This window comes from Sphingobacterium kyonggiense (genome assembly GCF_039536825.1).
GTDB lineage: Bacteria > Bacteroidota > Bacteroidia > Sphingobacteriales > Sphingobacteriaceae > Sphingobacterium > Sphingobacterium kyonggiense.
The window spans coordinates 24,243-44,306 of record NZ_BAAAZI010000015.1 but is presented as its reverse complement, the minus strand read 5'-3'; the positions used below and the strand labels follow the sequence as shown (position 1 = coordinate 44,306).

Annotated in this window: 14 protein-coding genes; 10 read left to right on the top strand and 4 right to left on the bottom strand. The window is 39.9% G+C overall.

Going from position 1 to position 20,064, the window contains the following annotated elements:
• Window positions 1–17 precede the first annotated feature (17 nt).
• The 5 genes from ABD676_RS16795 (at window position 18) to ABD676_RS16775 (ending at window position 7,793) form a co-directional block, all read left to right on the top strand.
• Window positions 18–1,355: a TolC family protein gene (locus tag ABD676_RS16795; protein ID WP_182981966.1), complete on the top strand. Its 1,338-nt coding sequence runs from the start codon at window positions 18–20 to the stop codon at window positions 1,353–1,355.
• A gap of 5 nt (window positions 1,356–1,360) precedes the next feature.
• Complete coding sequence (locus ABD676_RS16790) at window positions 1,361–4,507, top strand: efflux RND transporter permease subunit (protein ID WP_048499050.1); 3,147 nt, start codon at window positions 1,361–1,363, stop codon at window positions 4,505–4,507.
• Window positions 4,491–5,609, top strand: a complete 1,119-nt coding sequence (locus ABD676_RS16785; protein WP_048499051.1) for an efflux RND transporter periplasmic adaptor subunit — start codon at window positions 4,491–4,493, stop codon at window positions 5,607–5,609. Before ABD676_RS16790 ends, ABD676_RS16785 begins: the two co-directional genes overlap by 17 nt.
• A 28-nt stretch (window positions 5,610–5,637) precedes the next feature.
• Window positions 5,638–6,606, top strand: a complete 969-nt coding sequence (locus ABD676_RS16780) for a DUF1259 domain-containing protein (RefSeq protein WP_053215438.1) — start codon at window positions 5,638–5,640, stop codon at window positions 6,604–6,606.
• 365 nt (window positions 6,607–6,971) lie between these two features.
• Entirely contained in the window at window positions 6,972–7,793 is an 822-nt protein-coding gene (locus ABD676_RS16775; RefSeq protein ID WP_048499052.1) for an RteC domain-containing protein, read from the top strand.
• A 59-nt stretch (window positions 7,794–7,852) separates the two neighbouring features.
• Here the strand turns inward: ABD676_RS16775 and ABD676_RS16770 are convergent, their stop codons facing one another.
• Together ABD676_RS16770 and ABD676_RS16765 are read right to left on the bottom strand one after the other, a co-directional pair.
• The gene (locus ABD676_RS16770; protein WP_344675873.1) at window positions 7,853–13,285 is read right to left on the bottom strand and encodes an N-6 DNA methylase; all 5,433 of its coding nucleotides are present in this window, start codon (window positions 13,283–13,285) and stop codon (window positions 7,853–7,855) included.
• Window positions 13,272–13,709, bottom strand: coding sequence for a DUF1896 domain-containing protein (locus tag ABD676_RS16765; protein ID WP_160813493.1), 438 nt, complete (start codon window positions 13,707–13,709; stop codon window positions 13,272–13,274). Before ABD676_RS16765 ends, ABD676_RS16770 begins: the two co-directional genes overlap by 14 nt.
• A 217-nt stretch (window positions 13,710–13,926) precedes the next feature.
• Here ABD676_RS16765 and ABD676_RS16760 point away from each other — a divergent pair, with 217 nt between their 5' ends.
• The 5 genes from ABD676_RS16760 to arsB all read left to right on the top strand — a co-directional run bounded on the left by ABD676_RS16760 (window position 13,927) and on the right by arsB (window position 17,028).
• Window positions 13,927–14,259, top strand: coding sequence for an ArsR/SmtB family transcription factor (locus ABD676_RS16760; protein ID WP_078798971.1), 333 nt, complete (start codon window positions 13,927–13,929; stop codon window positions 14,257–14,259).
• A 70-nt stretch (window positions 14,260–14,329) separates the two neighbouring features.
• The gene (locus ABD676_RS16755) at window positions 14,330–14,797 is read left to right on the top strand and encodes a DUF6428 family protein (protein ID WP_182981964.1); all 468 of its coding nucleotides are present in this window, start codon (window positions 14,330–14,332) and stop codon (window positions 14,795–14,797) included.
• 26 nt (window positions 14,798–14,823) lie between these two features.
• A complete protein-coding gene (locus ABD676_RS16750) occupies window positions 14,824–15,597 on the top strand; it encodes a metallophosphoesterase family protein (RefSeq protein WP_078798969.1) in 774 nt (257 codons plus the stop codon).
• Window positions 15,598–15,614: 17 nt separating this feature from the next.
• On the top strand, window positions 15,615–15,992 hold the full coding sequence (gene gcvH / locus ABD676_RS16745; RefSeq protein WP_078798968.1) for a glycine cleavage system protein GcvH: 378 nt from the start codon (window positions 15,615–15,617) through the stop codon (window positions 15,990–15,992).
• A 7-nt stretch (window positions 15,993–15,999) separates the two neighbouring features.
• Window positions 16,000–17,028: an ACR3 family arsenite efflux transporter gene (arsB, locus tag ABD676_RS16740; RefSeq protein WP_182981963.1), complete on the top strand. Its 1,029-nt coding sequence runs from the start codon at window positions 16,000–16,002 to the stop codon at window positions 17,026–17,028.
• A gap of 72 nt (window positions 17,029–17,100) precedes the next feature.
• Here arsB and ABD676_RS16735 read toward each other — a convergent pair whose 3' ends face one another.
• Together ABD676_RS16735 and ABD676_RS16730 are read right to left on the bottom strand one after the other, a co-directional pair.
• Window positions 17,101–17,979, bottom strand: a complete 879-nt coding sequence (locus ABD676_RS16735; RefSeq protein WP_182981962.1) for an ORF6N domain-containing protein — start codon at window positions 17,977–17,979, stop codon at window positions 17,101–17,103.
• Complete coding sequence (locus ABD676_RS16730) at window positions 17,979–20,063, bottom strand: type IA DNA topoisomerase (RefSeq protein WP_344675872.1); 2,085 nt, start codon at window positions 20,061–20,063, stop codon at window positions 17,979–17,981. Before ABD676_RS16730 ends, ABD676_RS16735 begins: the two co-directional genes overlap by 1 nt.
• Window position 20,064: the final 1 nt, after the last annotated feature.

Sequence of the window (20,064 nt, the reverse complement as noted above, 5' to 3'; positions counted from 1 at the left end):
GTCTGCCCATTTTTATAATGGCGATTTCTGTAACCCAGGCTTCGGCGCAGCAAGATACGTTACTAAGTCTGAACGATGTTATCGTTTTGGGCAATCAGAATTATCATCTTCTCCGAGCCAGAACGTTTGACGCAATAGCGGCAGAAAAGCATGTAGATGTGGTAAAATATAGCAGGTTGCCGACTCTTGATGCTAGTTATCAGGCAGGGATTTCTACGGCTAATAACCTGATAGGTGTTTTTAATCCAAACGGGATATTGCCCATCTCAGGTCCTCCGTCTACCGAGAATAAATTTGAACCGGGCACAGGAAGTGCAGCAGGAATATTGTTGAATTGGCAGGCGGTTACTTTTGGTGAAAGAGATGCCCGTATAAATACCGCTGTCGCTGAGGCTACTGTTCAGAAATCTTTATTACAAAAAGAACAGTTTCAGCACGCTATCAATATCATCAGTAGTTATCTGGATATCCTGTTGGCGAATGCTAATCTGCATATACATCAACAGAATATTAAGCGTGTGGAAGCAAATCTAAAGCAAAGTCGTGTATTGACTAGCAGCGGGATAAAAGCTGGTGTCGATACTGAATTGTTTCAGTCTGAATTATCAAAAGCGAAAGTGGAATACATCAATTCGCATAAACAGTTGGAGATTTTGCAATGGAATCTGGCTCGTTTAATTGTAATCGAGAATCTACCTGTTCCTCGGGATTCTGCTTTTTTGTCGACATTACCTTCAAGTAGAATATTGACGGATAGTAATCTTGATTTACATCCAATTATCAAATATTCGCAAAGCCAATTTGAATTAAGCCAGTCAAAGGAACAGCAGATTAAAAAATCATATCTACCTAAAATAAATGTATGGGGAGCAGGTTTTGCTAGGGGTTCTGGTTTTCTGGCTGATGGCAGTTTACATGCTTGGGAGGGGTTGAACCTTACTCGATATAATTACAGTGTAGGGTTACAACTTACTTTTCCGATTATGAAGTATGGTGAAGCTAAACGGCTATTAGCACATCAATCCTCTTTATCAAAGGGTGCTGAAGAACTTTTGCAGAATGAACGTTCTCAACTCTTCTCTCAGCAACAGATTGCCAATACTACACTTGATCATAGTCTTCAGGTGGTGTCTGAAACCAAGGAGCAGTTAAGGTCTGCACAAGCAGCTTTCCAAGCTATGCAGATTAGGTATAATACTGGTTTGGTTAATTTTTCGGACCTGATACAGGCTCAGTATACCTTATTGAAATCTGAACTTGATGTTAAGCAAGCTTATTGGGATACTTGGAAGGCTCAGTTGCTGGAAGCTGCTGTAAAAGGTGATGTGAATATTTTTTTAAATGAAATGAAATAAGGGATATGATAAAATTAATTCAACTGGCACTTCGCAAGCCTATTGCGATTATGGTGTTGGTCGTTGGGATCGTGATTTTTTCTATACTTTCCATCAAGAAGACACCAGTTGACATCTTTCCAGCGGTAAATGCGCCTACTATTTATGTTGCTCAAACTTATGGCGGATTATCACCTCAGCAAATGGAAGGGTATGTTACTTCTTACTATGAGTATCACTTTCTGTACGTCACGGGAATTAAAGCTGTCGAGAGTAAATCTATTCAGGGATTGAGTTTAATTAAGCTTCAGTTTTATGATGGTACGAATATGGCCAATGCGATGGCGGAGGTTATTTCTTATGTGAATAGATCTCGGTCCTTTATGCCTCCTGGTACATTGCCTCCATTCGTCATGCGGTATGATGCTGGGTCTGTTCCTGTAGGTCAACTGGTATTCAGGAGTGAGACAAAATCGCTCAATGAAATTCAGGATTTGGCTTTATTTAAGGTGCGACCTATGTTTGCGGCTTTACAAGGAGTATCGGCTCCGCCTCCATTTGGGGGAAATCAACGAACAATCGTTATCAAAGCGGATCCGGAAAGAGTAAGAAGTTATAACTTGACACCGGACGAAATAGCCGTTGCAATTGCGAAAAATAATTCTATACTGCCAGCTGGAACAATGCGTACGGCAGATAAAGCTGTAATTACGGCAACCAATAGTGTAGTTGATAATTTTAAAGAGCTTGAAAATGTTGCGGTCAAAAATGTTGATGGTACTTCCGTACTGGTAAGAGATGTGGCTTCTGTGGATAATGGCGCTGACGTAGGAACTGGTTATGCGTTGATCAATGGTAAGCGTTCAGTATATATTCCAGTCACTAAGCGAGCGGATGCTTCTACGTGGGATGTGGTACAAGCTATCAAGAAAGCGCTACCTGATATGCAATCGGCTATCCCTGATGATATAAAGGTATCTTATGAATTTGATCAGTCTGGATATGTTGTAAACTCTTTAAAAAGCTTGCTTGTTGAAGGTGCTCTTGGTGCTTTACTAACGGGACTGATGGTGTTGCTTTTTTTACGGGATCTGCGTAGTGCCATCATTGTGATTGTTACTATTCCTCTGGCGTTGTTAGTGTCGGTTATGTGTCTTTACCTCACGGGACAGACTATTAATATCATGACTTTAGGGGGACTTGCTTTGGCGGTCGGTATATTGGTGGATGAATCGACGGTGACCATTGAAAATATACATCATCATCTTGAATTAGGGAAATCAAAATCGAGAGCAATATGGGATGCTTGTAAAGAAATCGCTACTCCCAAAATATTGATTTTATTGAGCATTTTAGCTGTTTTCGTACCTTCTGTGCTGATGACTGGCGTACCGCGTTCGATGTTTCTTCCACTTTCATTGGCTGTGGGATTTGCGATGATTGCATCTTTCCTATTGTCACAAACGTTGGTTCCTGTGTTATCTAACTGGATGTTAAAAGATACTTATAAACAACATCCGGAGCCACGATTGGATAAACTTAAAGAAAGTCTATCCAAGACAATTCAGAGAACATTTCCAATGCGAAAATTGGCTGTTCCCATTGTTCTTGTGCTTCTACTGCTGGCAGCTTTCGTTGGGTATAGGCAGGCGGGGTCGGAAATCTTCCCTAAGGTGGATGCAGGACAGCTTCAGTTGAGGTTGCGAATGCCTACGGGTACACGGATAGAACGTACGGAGGAAGCAACTAAAAAGACTTTGCAATTATTAGCTGATGAGGCAGGAAAAGATAATGTAGCTATTACTTCGTCATTTGTGGGTTTACAACCACCTACATTTGCGATTAACCCTATCTTTTTATACACGAGTGGTCCTCATGAAGCTGTTATAAAAGTGAATTTGAAAAAGGGTTCTGGTGTGGAAATCGAAGATTTGAAAGAACGATTACGTGGGTCGGTTACAAAAAGTCTACCTGGTGCTCAATTGTCGTTTGAACCTGCTGACTTGGTGGATCAGGTCATGAGTATGGGCGCCAGTAACCCTGTTGAGATTGTGGTTCAGGGAAAAAATCTGACACAGAGTAGAGAATTGGCTGATCGGTTAAAAAAATCTCTTGGCTCTATTTCTTATCTGCGTGATTTGCAGTTGGCGCAGCCATTGGATTACCCGACTATGCATATCAATTATGATCGTATTCGACTAGGTCAAATGGGTCTGACCGTTGATGAGGCGGGAAGGTCTGTCGCAGAAGGTACTTCTTCGAGCCGTTATACGCAGCCGGTGTATTGGTTGGATAAAGCTTCTGGAAATGCTTATCAGGTGCAGGTAGAATACCCGCAGTTTGTAATGAATAATCCGGAACAGGTGAATCAGATACCGGTGGGAAAATCTGGAGATAACACAGTTTATCTAAGAGATGTAGCTGATTGGAAAACAGGGAATACTATAGGTGAATATGATCGGATTAATCAACAGCGGTTTATCACGCTTACGGCTAATATTCACAAAAAAGACCTTGGTAGTGCAGTGAAGGATATCAATGAGGCAATACAGAGATTGGGTGAGCAGCCTCAGGGTGTTAAGGTGTATTTGCGAGGACAATCGGAAATGCTGAATCAAACAACTGGTGAACTGTCTAACGGACTTTTACTGGCGATTGTCGTAATTGGTCTGATGTTGACTGCTTATTTTCAATCTCTACAATTAAGTCTTTCAGTGTTATCTGTGCTTCCTGGTGTGTTGGCAGGTTCTATGCTGCTGCTGTGGCTTACTGGTAATACTATAAACATTCAGTCATTTATGGGTTGTATAATGGCTGTCGGAGTCGCGGTATCTAATTCTATTTTGATTGTAGCAAGTGCTGAAAGTATCCGAAAGAATCAAGAAGATAATAACTTGATTGGTGTGCAGGCGGCACTTAGCCGTTTCCGCCCTATTATTATGACAAGTACAGCAATGATTGCCGGAATGATACCGATGTCTCTTGGTTTGGGTGAAAGCGGACAGCAAACTGCACCTTTGGGCATTGCCGTGATAGGGGGATTGTTATTTAGTACAGTAATTAGTCTTTGGCTGGTTCCATTAGTTTATGAAATGTTAAGAAAAAAGAAGCAAATATCCGTATCTCTTGATCCAAACGATACAAATTCTCTATATTATGACAAGAATATTTAAACATAAATTACCGATAATTAATGCAGTTGCGAGTGTATCACTTCTGCTATTCGTTGCTGCCTGCACTCAAAATGGTCAGGAAAAAAATAGTGATGTTAATGAAAATAAAATTGACTCGGTCAATGTATTTACAATTGAAACCGATACGGTTAAAAAAATACTTGCTCTTCCTGCGGAGCTGCTTCCACTAGAAGATGCCCAAATAAGGGCAAAGGTGCCGGGCTATGTACGTAAAATGCTGGTGGATATTGGTTCTAAGGTTAGCAAAGGACAGGTTTTGGCTTTGATTGAGGCGCCGGAATTAAATACACGTATCCAAGAGCTGAACGATAAAGCTAATGCTTCACGGGCACGTTACTTATCCAGTAAAGATTATTTTGAACGGATTTATTCTGCTTCTCGAACTGACGGTGTGATTGCTACTGGCGAATTGCAGCGTGTGAAAAATCAAATGATGGCCGATAGCCTTGAGTATAAGGCTAATCAGTCATCTGTTGCATCGGCTAAACAAATTGGCAACTATCTTGCTATTGTTGCTCCGTATAGTGGAGTTATTACAAAAAGAAATATTGTAACAGGTTCTTTTGTGGGGTCTCCCAATGATAAGCCGTTATTTGAAATATCAGATAATAGTGTTCTGCGTTTGCAGGTTTCAGTTCCAGAAATATACACGGATGCTGTTTTATCTAATGGTGTTGCTGAAGTGTCTACAAGGTCATTGCCTGATAAGAAATTTGAGGCAAAACTGGTACGGAAAGCAGGACGAATAGATCATGATAGTCGAAGCGAGATTTGGGAATTTGAAATTGGTAATACGGATAATAAATTAAAGCCAGGCAGTTATGCGGATGCAAAATTATCATTTTTAAGACAACAGGAAGGAATTGTAGTTCCGGCATCAGCGGTGGTTACTACCTTGGAGAAAAAGTTTGTAATTAAAGTGTCAAATGGAGTAACGCATTGGATCGATGTTCGCCCTGGATTTAATATGGGAGATAGAACTGAAATTTTTGGTGATGTCCAAAAAGGAGATACTTTGGTGTTAAAAGGATCGGAAGAACTGAAAACAGATACACGGATAATCCCGTTAATTAAAAAATAGTAGTATAAATTTTAAATAAATTAAAGTTATGAAAAAGACAATTAGTATTATTAAGTTGGTCGCATTTTCAACAATTATTACGCTTGCTTGTAGCAATTCTATTTATGCACAGAAGAAGGGGCAAGTTAAAATGATGCATAACGCCTCAGTAAAAAAATTAGATATAGCAAAAATAGAGGCTATTTTGGAAATGAAAGGCGTCGAAAACAATGGAGAGTTTAAAATAACGGTGCCTCAGAATGATTTGGATATAGAGGTTGACGGATTTAAAATCATACCGCCAATGGGTTTGGGTACGTGGATAGCATTTACGCCAAGTACCGATGGTGCAATGATCATGGGTGATATCGTAATTACAGAAACTGATCTGAAACAAGTACAGTTCGAGGTTATAAAGCAGGGACTTACCATTACGGCGATACATAACCATTTCGTTAGAAATCATCCGAACGTCATGTATATGCATATCGGAGGAAGTGGTCCCGCTGAACAGATGGCAATGAAGGCAAAAGCAGTATTGAATAAAGTTAAAGAAATGCGAGGTGCAGATCCATTGAAAGGTACTTTTGCAGGGAGAAAGGTTGAAAACACGATTGACACAAAAAAATTGGACGCTATCTTGGGTATCACAGGAGAGATGAATAATGGCGTTTACAAATATACCATTGGTCGCCCAGATGCGCCCATTACAGAGCATGGAATACCAATCTCAACTTTCTTTGGTTATAATACCTGGATTGCCATTCAAGGAACAGAGGAAAAGGCTGCAATCGCAGGAGATTTTGCTATGCTAGAGGATGAAGTAGCTCCAGTGATTAAGGCGCTTATTGAAAATGGAATTGAAGTGGTTGCTGTTCATAATCACATGGTGCAGGAAAAGCCACACGTATTTTTCTTACACTATTGGGCAATTGGAAATGCGGAGGAACTTATAAAGTCTTTAAAAATTGCGCTGAGCAAAACAGGTAAAGTTGGTGGAATGAAAATGAAACATTGATAGAACAATAGGCTATATATCCGAAATAACTATTACAAATAATTGAGCCTTTCGAAACACCACTTTCGCAAGGCTTTATCTTATTCGAGTTATTTTTTTTTAATAATTCCTTATAGCTCTTTCCTTCGAAACAATGTTTGAAGAGAAGCATGTGATTAGAAATAGTTCTTAATAACTGAATAGGCGACGTTTTTTACATTCAATCTTATCATAATGAATAAAATGTTAATACAGTTATATTTTAGTTGAAATTCAGTTATTTGATTGTCAGAAAATTAAATAAGATGAGAAATGAAGCACACGATTGTTAAAACAAATCATTTATAAAGTATATAAGAAAAATATTAATATCTTAATATAGTTTAATGAATAAATTTTACGAAGAAACACTAAACAAGCTAGAAGACGAAATTAGGGATCTTGAAATTGAAGCTAATTGTCCTATCCAACGTATTGAAGAGGTAATAAAACTTATCGTAAATGCTCTATCTAAAATTAAAGAGTTTGTATTAAAAAATGGATTTAAGAATATTAACGACGAAATTCATTTTTTCAAATATCAAAAACCAGCTATTGTTGCAAAACTTATCTTTCATAATGCTATCTACAAGATAGAAATGAAAAAACCTAATGACACAAAGGCATTAAAAAAATATTTGAATGAAGAATTAAAAAAACTTAAAAAGTATTTTGAAAATAACCTTGAATTTTATAAATACTATAGAACCAATAATTCTTTTATTGACGATAAATTATTTGTTCGTGGTAAACACGATCTAAAACTAAGTTTGGATACAATCTATTTTGAAACCGATCATAGATTTTCTACATCTCACGATTACAAAGCAGCTAAAATTATAGCCAATGATCTGATACAAGTATATCTTGAAGACCAACTTCACAGACCGGTACATAAAAGTAAATCAATAGAGTTACCTAACTTAAATTGGCGAGGAAGTAAAACGGCATTAACTGAATTGATATATGCCTTACATGCTCAAGGTGCATTTGATCATACTGATATTAAAATAATAGCTAAAACATTTGAAAGTATTTTCAATGTTGATTTGGGCGACTTCTACCATACATTTATGGAATTGAAAGCCCGAAAGATAAATAGAACAAAATTCCTTGACAACTTGCGTGATGCATTAATAAAACGGATGGACGAACAGGAAGAAGATTAGAAATTAAAAAGAAAACGGAAACTTACAGATTCCCGTTTTCTTTATTAATCCATTTACATTCACAATATACCTCTTGGTAAATGAACACTTTTCGTTCTGATAATACTTTCTGAAATCTTCTGATTTTCCTTTTTTTCGACTTGTTCAGCAGGTTCTTCAATCTGATTAACAGGCTCAATGGACAATTGTATTTTTCTTTCGACAGCAGCGAGTTCTGTTTTAAGTTCACTTAATCTATTTTCCTTAGACCATGTGCCATTAACCACCTGCTGAAGAACAGGCAGATCTTTTTGAAACTCGTCTATATTTTCCTTTTCTTTCTTGATATAAGAAGGTAATTTTTCCAAAGCTCTTAAAAAATTGATTGCTGCTGTTTCGGGGTCTTTAGCCATTGCACCGTTGTTGTGCGTGTATTTAATGTTTCCCTCGCCCTGTACAAAAAAGCGGTTTACCCGAATATCAATGCCTTCTTTTTGAGAAATTTCGGTTTTTACCAAGAGCTGAAAACCATACAAACTGCCGATTTCTTCATAATCGCCACCTGTACGGACTTTTTCTGCTAGCTGATTGAGCTTAGCACCGATTTGTTTTACATCTGCATTAGCCGATAAGCCCTCTAATTGAATAGGATTGGCAATAGAACCGTCTAGACATTTTTGAACACGCCTTTGCAGATTATTCCAATCTAAGCTCATGCGGTCAAAACGAGATTTGGCTTTGTCCAATTCTGCCGTATAGTCTTCCAATTTATATTTCGCACTGTATTTAGAACGGTTGAACGCCTGCTTTTCGCTTTCCAGTCCGGCAATCTGTTTTTCCAATTTGGCTTTGTCCAACAGATCGGTATTACCCGAAAGGATCGCCACATATTCTGAAAAGTTCATGCCCGATTTTTCGTCCATGCTGCCTTCATCAATTGTTCTTTTACCCAAATTGTTATTCTTTAGTTGGTCGATGAAAAGCTGTTTATTGTAAAGTAAATTGAATTTGTAACTATCCAACGATTTTTCAACAGCATAAATGACTACATCTACTTTGTTATCAGCAAAGAATTTGGCTATTTCATTTCCCTTTCTTATTGCCCGACCATCCCGTTGAGCAAGATCAGACGGTCGCCAAGGCGTGTCCAAATGATGAATGGCAACCGCTCTTTTCTGTGCATTCACACCTGTACCCAACATACTTGTAGAACCGAACAGTACACGGATTTTGCCCTCGTTCATTCCTTTGATAAGTTCCTTGCGTTGCTTATCATTTTTAGCCTCTTGTATAAACCGGACTTCGTGTGCAGGTATGCCGTGGTCTTCCACGAGCTTGCGTTTGATTTCGGAGTACACATTCCATTCGCCCGGCTTGTATGTTCCCAAATCGGAGAAAATGAACTGCGTTCCTTTCTGTGCGTTGTATTGGTTGTAATACTTGGCAATGTTTGCCGCACAATGCGAAGCCTTATTATCGGGGTGGTCATCATACGCACCGCTTACCATCCGCATATCCAAAGACATTTTACGGGCGTAGTCCGTTGCGATAAGCATCTTTGCTTTTTCTTCGCTTTGTGATAAAGGTTCTCTTCCTAATAAGGTAGCATTTCCTGTTTTGGCAAACTCCATTAGCTTTTTGATAAAATCTTCCTGGTCTGGAGTAGGCGGTATGTTATACAATACCTCGTTCTTATTGGGGCGGTCAATGCCGATATCCTTTGCTGTTCGGTAATCTGTAATTTCAGAATAGAATTGTGCCAGTTCGGGTACTTTGATAAAGTAACGAAAACGTTCTTTTGCCACGATGTTATTCGCCACAGAAAACTCATAATCCGTTGTTTTTCTTGCATAAATAGCAGCCCACGCATCAAAAGAGTGAATGCCTTGTTTTTCCAATGCTCTTGGTCGCAGGTACTTAAAAAGTAGGTACAGTTCCGTAAGTGAATTGCTTATGGTCGTTCCCGAAAGGAAAGTTGCTCCCATATCCGCATTGATGCGTTCCTGAATGGTACGGATAGCAAAGAGCAGGTTCAATGCCTTTTGGCTACCGTCCACATTGCCCAATCCCGCAACCCGTGTATGTCTTGTGTTGAACATTAGATTTTTGAACTGGTGACTTTCGTCCACAAACAAATGGTCTATGCCCATCATCTTAAAGTCAACCACATCATCTTTGCGGTTTTCAATATCGTGTTGCAGGGTTTTGAGCTTCACTTCGAGGTTCTCTTTCCGCTTGATTACTCCGGCAAGCATTCCCCTTGTAACTTCCTTGCCTTGCGATTGCAGGGCATCGAGGTTACGCTCTACGCTGTCCAATTCGATTTCGAGTATTTTCTTTTGAATTTCGGGCGACTGCGGTATCATACCAAATTGGTCGTGTGTGAGGATTACACAATCCCAATCGTTGTTTTTAATATCGCCGAATATCCGCAGGCGTTTTTGGGGCGTAAAATCTTCTTTGCCCGGAAACAGGATTTTAGCGTGTGGGTAAGCGGTGCGGTAGGCTTCGGCAATTTCGTGAACGTTGCTTTTCAGACCGATAATCATCGGTTTGTGTGCCAGTCCCAAACGCTTCATTTCCTGTGCTGCCGTACACATAACCAACGTTTTTCCTGCACCTACTTCGTGGTCGCAGATAGCACCGTTGTTCAGCTTTATCATCCAAACCGTGTCCTTTTGGCTTGAATACAGGTCTTCAATGCCCAATGCCTTACGGTCTAAGCCCGGAAAGTCCTGATGCGTTCCGTCATAGTTCGGTCGGACGAAGCAGTTAAAAGTATCGTTGTATTGGTCGGTCAGCCTGCTTTTAAACTCATCATTTTGGGCGTGGAGCCATTCGGTAAAGGCGGTACGGATTTCGTCAATCTTGGTATTCGCCATTTGTATGGCTTCCATATCCCGCACCTTGACCTCTTGGTCGCCAACCATTACTTTTTTGGTAATATCCGGCGTGGTATTAACCAATGCGTGTTTGAGCAGGGCAATCCCGTCAAACGTTCTGCTTTCAGCTTTGACAGCGTATTTTTCCCATATATGCAAATTCTTACGGTCGCACTTTACTGAAAAGTCATCGGAGCTTTCAGAGTAATGAACGAGTACGTCCGTATCAAAAAGATGTGAAGCAAAGCGGGCATAAATGCCAGTGGGTATCCAGCGTTCGCCCAAATTAAAATCGAGTTCCTCAAACTCAATTCGTCTTGGTCGGGCTTCTTCCAAAACGGTAAGGCTTGTTTTGGCTTCAGTATCATTGGGATTGTTTTCAATGTAGTTCAGTACCTCTTGGGCTTTCTCTACTACGTTTCCTGCAATCCAGCGTTCGGATATTTCATATTCCTTTTGCAAAGGATTGTAGTAAATGCGACCGTGTAAGGCTTCTTTCAAAGCATCATCGGTAATACCGCTGATTTCGGACATATAGTCCAAATCCACGCTTCCGTATTTGTTCAGCGAAGCAGCCAACGCTTCATCGGGATTGTCGGTTGCTATGGTTAGCGTTGAAAAACTTACCGGACGGCTGAATATATCCGCTTTGTGTACCACGCCACCAACAACACGCTCCAAATAAGGGATTTCCTTGCCGGAACTATCCGCTTTGATGAGCTTGATATTATCGGCACTGTTAAGGTTTCCGTACCTTTTGACAAAGGCATCGTAAAGGCGGTTAAGGGTTTCCCTTTCTTCCTTGTATTCGGTCTGAAACTTTGCCTCTTTATTGTAAAGGTCTTGGTAAACATCACGTACAGCAATGTACGCTTCGGCTCTTGCTTTCTGTAAGGTCGGTAACTGCAAAGGGTGGAAAACTGCCGTACCGTCTGATGTATCTACATCTTGCAGATGACCGACCCAACCATTATCCACAACAAGACAATCGTTACGGTGGTACGATTGCAGTTCGCCACTATAAGGAGCAGGTTCGGGAATGGTATTGGGAACGGCTGGCTTATCAGCTTGGCCATTCCCGTTTATTTGTGAAAACAGGTCGCCGATAGCTTCCTGTTTTTTGCCATTGGTAGATGGGCTTCCGTTGGCAGTTCTATTGGTAATCGGAGGCGTATAAGGTTGCTGCATCGCACTGCTGAACAGGTCAGGTTGGCGACCTATTGCACCTCTTCTTTTGTTGGTGCTTTGCCTTTTAACTTGTGTCGTTTTTTTGGATGGAGCAGCAACCATTACAGGCTCGTCCACATTTTCAAACAAGTCGAAAATGCTTAGTTGCTTTAATTCCTGCGGACTTTCCCGATTGATTATAGGAACAGATAAAGATTGTATTTCCGGCTGAATGGTTACAGGTTCGATAACCGGAGGTGTAACCGTTGGTGTTGGTGTAACAGGAATTTGTAATGCAGGCTCATCGTTCCGTTCGCCTTTGTATAAATTCAAATTCAGGTGCTTACCAAAATCATCCGTAAGCATTTGTTTGAGGTCTTGGGCAATTCCGTTAACACCGTCTTTATGAGTATAGATGAGTGCAGGTTGTCCGTAAGGGTCGGTATCTAATTTGCGGTCGGTATGCACAATCCTTGTGCTGTCCTGAAAGAGCGCATTGCCCGGAGTGTTGTATTCCGTTTGCCTGCTTTGGCAAAACAGTTCTTCGGCTTCGGTCAAGTTTTGTTTTCCCGTATTCTTTTGCAGGATAATCAAATCACTGCCGACTTCCGTACCTGCATATTCCGTAAACAGGTTGTTGGGTAAGCGGACAGCCGAAACCAAATTATTATCCTGCATCAACGCCCTGCGTATCGGCTCGTTCTTCGGACTATTCAGAATGCCCTGTGAAGTAATGTAAGCCAGCAAACCGCCCTCACGGAGCATATCACCACCTTTCAGAAAGAAGTAATTGTGTATGCTTCGGGCTGCCTGTACTTTTGCACTGTCCCTGCTTCGGGAATAGGAAAGGTCGAAAACGGAAGTATCGCCAAATGGAATATTACTGGCGATTACATCAAAGCTGTTTTGTCCCTTTTCGGGGATTTCCTCAAAACCGCTTATACGGATTATCCTTTCGGGATAAAGCTGTTTTAAAATCTTGCCTGTGAGCAAATCCTTTTCATAAGCAGTAACACTGGCTTTTTTATTTTCTGAAAAGGATTGTATGAAAGACCCGATACCTGCGGAGGGTTCGAGGAATTTATCAATGTTCAGACCGCTTTCACGCAAAGTTGCGGAAATCGCATCTATGACCTGTGGCGGTGTATAAAAAGCCGTCAGTACGGAGCTTTTCATACTGTCCACATACCTGCGGTATTGCTTTTCGTCTTCTGAATTTTCTTTGAGTAGTTGGTGGAGTTCCTGCGTAATCGGGAAAAGGTCGTGTTCTGTTTTTCTCCAATTATTGATGTCTATTTCGTTCGCTATGGGGTTCAACACGAATTTAAGACCGCCAAATCCGCTGTATTGCATCATTAGCAGTCTTTCGCCTACGGTGGCTTGTCGTTTCTCCTTTTCCAGTTTAAAAGCAATTCGCAGGGCATCAATGTTCTGTTGGAGATGTTGCTTTTTACTGAAGCCCATTTTCCTCTATCCATATTGCGATGGTTCCGGTTATTTCGGTATAGAGCAGGTCGTACTCTGTGTTATAAGCGAAATCATCGGTTAGCTGGTAGCCGGAGAAAACAGGCTCACAAACCGCGAACATTTTCAGGGCGAACGGTCGCAGTTCCTCATCTGCCATTATGGTATCAAACTCATTGCATACCACCTGAAAAACGGTGTCGAATTTGGAGAAGTGCAAGCCCTCAAAAAGTATGTAATTGGCTATTTCGTTGCATTGCTCAATAGCGTTTCCCGAACTAAAAGCCCCCTCGTAAGCATTGGCGCCCCACGAAGAACGTTGCTCAATAAATTTTTGGTCATTTGCTTTTTCGGGAAAGCTGGTATTTAATAATTCTTGTAATCGTAACCTGAAATACGATAGGTCTTTTTGCTGTGTATCCATACTATAATTTTGCTTAGAATTTTACTTGAAGCCTAAAATTATAGCAGTAGATGAGCCCCTTTGCAGAAGTGGCAGGGTTTGGCTTTGAGAGGTAGGGTTTTACCACTTAGTAAATTGAAATAGAAACTTGAAAAGAATTAAGATTTGAATATTTTTTCATAAACTACTTTTGTGTTTAAACTTATTATCGTAATATTGCGATGTAAAAGTGTAAACTATGGGACTTACCAAATCAGAAATATTTACAGACCAACAGAATAAGCTGGCTTCTCGATTTAAGGTTTTGGCGCATCCTGCAAGGATTGCTATACTTCAATATATCATCAATCAAGATGCCTGCATCTGTAACGATTTGGTTGAGGAATTAGGGTTGGCACAGGCAACCATTTCACAACATCTAAAGGAATTAAAAAACATCGGTATCGTTCAGGGAACGATTGAGGGAAAATCTGTTTGCTATTGTATTGATGAAAAAGTATGGAATGAAATTCAAGAGGAATTTAATGCGTTTTTCAATCAGGAGGTAAAAGTAACCAAGTGCTGCCCATAGCATTTTTTTAATATTTAACATCGTTATATTGCAATATAACATTTATTGTGCTACTTAAAATTCAGTTAATATGAAACTATCAAAAATCAAAGAAATGTTACCAACATTAGAGAATGTTGAATTTCAGTTAGAGAACGGAACGCCTGTTCCCGAACATTTCCACGTTACCGAAGTGGGACAAATCAATAAAAATTTTATTGATTGCGGCGGTGTAATCCGCAATGAAAAAGTAGTAAACTTTCAGCTATGGAATGCCAACGATTATGAACATAGATTGAAACCAGGAAAACTATTGAATATCATCAAACTGTCTGAAGAAAAATTGGGTATTGAAGATGCTGAAATAGAAGTAGAATACCAAAGCGAAACGATTGGTAAATACGATTTAGACTTTAACGGAAAATATTTTGTATTGAAGAATAAACAAACCGCTTGTCTTGCTCAGGATGCTTGCGGTATTCCAACAGAGAAACAAAAGGTAAAACTATCAGAGCTAAACAGTACCACTTGTTGCACACCAAATTCAGGATGTTGTTAATAGTATAATCATAAAAATAAATAAAAATGAAAATCGCATTATTCAGTGACATTCACGCCAATCTACCTGCATTAGAAGCATTTTTTGAAGATGTAGAAAAAAGAAATCCCGACAGTATTTATTGCTTAGGCGATTTGGTAGGCTATAACATTTGGGCAAATGAAGTAGTGAACGAAATCCGTAAAAGGAAAATACCAACCATTGCAGGGAATTATGATTTTGGCATCGGGCGTATGAGCAATGATTGCGGATGTGCTTATAAAACCGATAGTGAAAAAGGCAATGGCAGCGTATCTATTTCCTTTACCAACTCTATTATGAAAGATGAAGAAAGAGCCTATTTGCGTACACTTCCGGCACATATCAAAGTAGAATTTCAGTTGAACGAGGACAAGCTCAATTTACTATTGGTACACGGTAGCCCAAGAAAGATAAACGAATACTTATTTGAAGACAGGGAAGAAAAAAGTATGCTTAGAATTATGGAACAGGCAGACGCAGACATTATGTGTTTCGGGCATACGCATAAGCCATACCACCGTATTTTAAATTCGGGAATTGACGGACAAGACCATTTCAGACACGCCATCAATATAGGTTCGGTAGGAAAGCCGAAAGACAGCGATGTAAGAGGCGGTTATGTAATACTTACTATCAACGAGCAAAGTTCTGTATTGGATAAAGACAGTATCAGTGTGGAATTTATACGCTTTGATTATGATATTGAAAGAGCAGCAAAAGCAGTAGAGGAAAGCATTTTACCAAACGAATACGCAGAAAATTTAAGGAGAGGTTACTAATCTAAAAATTTATAAAAATGGAATTTCCAACCGATAGAAAGTATTCAAAAGAACATACGTGGATAAGCGTACACGACAACACAGGTACAATAGGCATTACAGAATTTGCACAAAGCGAATTGGGCGAAATCGTATATGCAGATTTACCCAATGTTGGATATAGTTTTCAGCAGGATGAAGTATTCGGCTCTGTTGAAGCGGTTAAAACGGTCAGTGATTTATTTATGCCTGTATCGGGTAAAATCATTGAAACGAACCAACGCTTATTAAAAGAACCAACACTAATCAATTCAGAACCTTTTGGAAATGGTTGGCTGATAAAAATTGAAATAAAAGATATTGCAGAATTAGAAAAATTATTGACATCAAACCAATATAAAGAACTTACAAATTAGCCACGCAATGCAACCAAAACTAAAATTCTTAGACAGATACCTTACCTTATGGATATTCCTTGCAATGGCAGTAGGTATAGGATTGGGATATATCTTTCCCGGTATTTCAAAAATTACAAATGCCCTATCCGTAGGCACTACAAACATTCCGTTGGCAATAGGTTTAATATTGATGATGTACCCGCCATTGGCAAAGGTTGATTATTCATTGTTACCTATGGCATTTAAGGATAAAAAAGTAATCGGTATATCCTTATTGCTGAATTGGGTTATCGGCACGGTACTGATGTTCGGTTTAGCAGTTTTGTTTTTACGGAACGAACCCGATTATATGACAGGCTTGATATTGATAGGTTTGGCAAGGTGCATCGCAATGGTAATCGTTTGGAGTGACTTAGCTAAAGCAAACAGAGAATATACAGCTATGTTAGTTGCATTAAACAGTATCTTCCAGATACTTTCTTATAGCTTCTTAGTTTGGCTGTTCATCAACGTATTACCTTCAAAATTAGGATTAGCCAACTTCAATGTAAGCGTATCAATGAAAGACGTAACCGAAAGCGTATTGATATACTTAGGCATTCCATTTTTAGCAGGTTTTTTAAGTCGTTACTTCCTTATCAAATCAAAAGGTACAGAATGGTATAACAGGAAATTTGTACCCCGAATATCGCCCATTACATTATATGCTTTACTGTTTACAATCGTATTAATGTTCAGTCTGAAAGGCGATAAAATATTGGAATTGCCAATGGATGTAGTAAAAGTGGCAATACCGTTAGTAATCTATTTTGTACTGATGTTTTTCGTGAGCTTCTTTATCAATAAATCCCTTAAAGTTCCTTACGATAAAAACGCATCCATCGCATTTACAGCCACAGGAAACAATTTTGAATTGGCAATAGCCGTAGCAATAGCGGTTTTCGGTATTCATTCGCCACAGGCATTTGTGGGCGTTATCGGCCCACTGGTAGAAGTTCCGGTACTCATATTATTGGTAAGGGCAAGTTTATGGCTAAAGAAAAAATATTATTGAAGTTAATTTAAGAACGTACAAGAGCATTTTGAAGCATCAAAAAACTAAAGAAAACCCTCTGAATTAGAGGGTTTATTGTTGGTTTAAGATTTTGAGCATTCTGCCCACCTCAATATCCATTCTCGAAAAGGCAAACCATTTTTTGCCCAGGTCTTTTAGTGATGCCCCGATGTGGTAAAGCTCCGTACCGTCAATAATCAAAAATCGGTCGTGGGCATCGGAAAAAATCTCAATTTCAATCAGAGGATATTGGCTGTTGTACCGTTGTACATCCAAACGTAGTTGATTGTTAATGCTTTTGGTATAGATTGTGGCAGTAACATCATCATTGCGTTTGCCCAATAAGGTCAATACTGTGTCATCCACATAATTATCCAGCAGGATAATGGAGTTTTTGGCATTACGAACAATGTCTGATACAAAGACATAGGCATCAAAAACCTGCCCATTGTAGAAAATTCCTTTTTCACTGTGGAGCTTATCGCTTTCCAAAGCCTTAAAAATCTCTTCAAATTTTTGGTCGGCTTCTAATTGTTTCAGTTCAATGTTATCTAAACGATGAAAAAGAGAGGCATTGCTGGTAAGCATTCTCCGCATTTCTACAAAGGCTTCCATAATTTCAACACTGACTTTAACCGCTATATCTGAACGGAGTATGGCAGAAGCCATTGCGACCCCTTGTTCGGTAAAAACATAGGGCAGATAACGTCTTCCGCCGTAGCTCAAACTTGAGGTTCCAATTTGGAACCTCAAGTTTTCAACGTCCTCTTCGGTCAGTTGAAAGCAGAAAGAAGCAGGAAACCTTTCAATATTTCTTTTTACGGCTTTGTTGAGGTTTTTTGTTTCCACTTGGTATAAGGAAGCGAGGTCGCTATCCAACATCACTTGCTTTCCACGTATGGAATAAATCAGGTTTTTGATTTCCATTATGCTAATAGGCTTATTTTCCATTACTTTTTGTAGCTTTTATTTTTGGTAAACTCAAAAGAGGTTTTGCAATCCTCATTCAACACGATATAAGCATCGAATTTCTTACCTGCCTTGCTTTTCATTCCTTTGATGAGTGAAGTTTTCTTTTTATTGATAAGGCTTTCAATATCGGCTATGCCGATTTGTACGCCACATACATTACGGAACTGTACCCAATTACAAGCCTCATCAGGACACTTCACTATTTTATCACGGATAGTGAGTTGCTGGCTTTTACATTTCGGGCAAACCAATTTTGGCAGGTTATTTTGAGCAATCGAAGTTTGCAACAGTTCATTGGTAATAGATGAGGCGTAAGTTTCCATTTCTTTTTGAAATGCCCCTGCATCGGCTTCGTTGTTTTCGATTTTTTGCAAAGCCAATTCCCATTCGGCGGTCATTGCCACATCCGCAATTTTACGGTCTTTGACCAATTCGTACACCTGCAATCCTTTTTCGGTAGGGATTAAGGATTTCTTTTCACGTTGTACATAGTTACGGGTAAACAGGGTTTCAATTATTGCGGCTCTTGTAGCCGGAGTGCCAATACCGATATTTTGCAGGGCTTTCCGTTCGTCTTCATTTTCGATTTCCTTTCCTGCACTTTCCATAGCCGACAAAAGCCCTGCTTCGGTATATAATACAGGCGGTTTGGTTTTTTTTTCCAAAACGGAGGCTTCTTTTTTTTTAAGTTCATCGCCTTTTTTCAGTTCGGGCAAATCCTGTACAGGCTCGGTATCATCATCGGAGAAACTGCCTTTGATGGAACGCCAGCCCGCTTCTATAACCTTACAACCCTTTGCCGTAAAATCATAATGCAACGCCTGTAAACCCACATCGGTTATCTCTTTGATGCAGGCTTGTGAAAGGGCTTCGAGCAACCGAAAGGCAATCATATCATAAACGGAGCTTTCCTTTGCGTTCAGGGCAGACGGGATTTTATCCGTAATCAATAATCCGTGGTGGTCGGTAACACGCAAATCGTTCACGATGCGTTTATTGAAACGTCCCCATTTTATTTTTGACACTGCTTGCTTGCAAGTTTCTCTGTCCTGCAAAGCTCTTACGAGATTGGGAATTTCTGCCCACACATCTTCTGGTATGTACTTGCTCCCGGTACGTGGATATGTGATAAACTTTTTTTCGTAGAGGCTTTGGGCAATATTGAGCGTTTCTTCGGCAGAAAGGTTCAGTTTTTTGTTAGCTTCCTTTTGCAGTCCGGTTAGGTCGAACAATAAAGGAGGTTGCTCCGTTACACTTTTGGTTTCTACCGATGTAACCGTTGCCATTTCGCTTCGCCGAATGGCTTTCAGCGTATCATCGGCAAGTTTTTGGTCTTCCCATTTGGTTTTGGAAATGCTTTTAAAATCTATCAGCTCTTTGTTGTGCGATAACTGTATCTGCCAATATCTCTTTACCGAGAAATTTTTGTTTTCCAGATAGCGTTTGCATATCAAAACCAATGTAGGCGTTTGCACTCTTCCGAGTGAATAGATACCATTTCCTGCGGCTATGCTCAATGCCTGTGTAGCATTGATGCCCACGAGCCAATCGGCACGGCTTCTGCCTTGTGCCGCCTGGTAAAGTCTGTCAAATGCTGCCCCGTCTTTAAGGTTATCAAAGCCTTGTTTAATGGCTTTTTCGGTAAGCGAGCTTATCCAAAGGCGTTCAAAGGGCTTGTTACATTTCAGGTATTCATAAATGTACCTGAAAATGAGTTCGCCCTCACGTCCTGCATCGGTAGCAACAATAATGCTGTTGCTACGGCTAAAAAGCTGTTCAATGACTTTCAATTGCTTTAATGCACCTGTATCGGCGGTATAACCTTTGTCTTTTTTCACTTTCCGGACGGTCAGCAAAAAAGGATTGGGGAGTATTGGCAAAGCTGCTTTGTCAAATCCCGAAATCCCGTAATCTTCGGGCATTCCCAATCCTATTAAATGACCGAATGCCCACGTAACAAAATAGCCATTGCCTGTAAGGTAGCCATCCTTTTTATCAGATGCTCCCACAAGTCCTGCTATTTCCCTTGCTACGCTTGGTTTTTCTGCAATGATTGTTTTCATA

Coding starts and splice junctions, on each gene's coding strand:
- ABD676_RS16795 (WP_182981966.1), top strand. CDS start 18: ATGGCGATTTCTGTAACCCAGGCTTCGGCGCAGCAAGATACGTTACTA.
- ABD676_RS16790 (WP_048499050.1), top strand. CDS start 1,361: ATGATAAAATTAATTCAACTGGCACTTCGCAAGCCTATTGCGATTATG.
- ABD676_RS16785 (WP_048499051.1), top strand. CDS start 4,491: ATGACAAGAATATTTAAACATAAATTACCGATAATTAATGCAGTTGCG.
- ABD676_RS16780 (WP_053215438.1), top strand. CDS start 5,638: ATGAAAAAGACAATTAGTATTATTAAGTTGGTCGCATTTTCAACAATT.
- ABD676_RS16775 (WP_048499052.1), top strand. CDS start 6,972: ATGAATAAATTTTACGAAGAAACACTAAACAAGCTAGAAGACGAAATT.
- ABD676_RS16770 (WP_344675873.1), bottom strand. CDS start 13,285: ATGGGCTTCAGTAAAAAGCAACATCTCCAACAGAACATTGATGCCCTG.
- ABD676_RS16765 (WP_160813493.1), bottom strand. CDS start 13,709: ATGGATACACAGCAAAAAGACCTATCGTATTTCAGGTTACGATTACAA.
- ABD676_RS16760 (WP_078798971.1), top strand. CDS start 13,927: ATGGGACTTACCAAATCAGAAATATTTACAGACCAACAGAATAAGCTG.
- ABD676_RS16755 (WP_182981964.1), top strand. CDS start 14,330: ATGAAACTATCAAAAATCAAAGAAATGTTACCAACATTAGAGAATGTT.
- ABD676_RS16750 (WP_078798969.1), top strand. CDS start 14,824: ATGAAAATCGCATTATTCAGTGACATTCACGCCAATCTACCTGCATTA.
- gcvH (WP_078798968.1), top strand. CDS start 15,615: ATGGAATTTCCAACCGATAGAAAGTATTCAAAAGAACATACGTGGATA.
- arsB (WP_182981963.1), top strand. CDS start 16,000: ATGCAACCAAAACTAAAATTCTTAGACAGATACCTTACCTTATGGATA.
- ABD676_RS16735 (WP_182981962.1), bottom strand. CDS start 17,979: ATGGAAAATAAGCCTATTAGCATAATGGAAATCAAAAACCTGATTTAT.
- ABD676_RS16730 (WP_344675872.1), bottom strand. CDS start 20,063: ATGAAAACAATCATTGCAGAAAAACCAAGCGTAGCAAGGGAAATAGCA.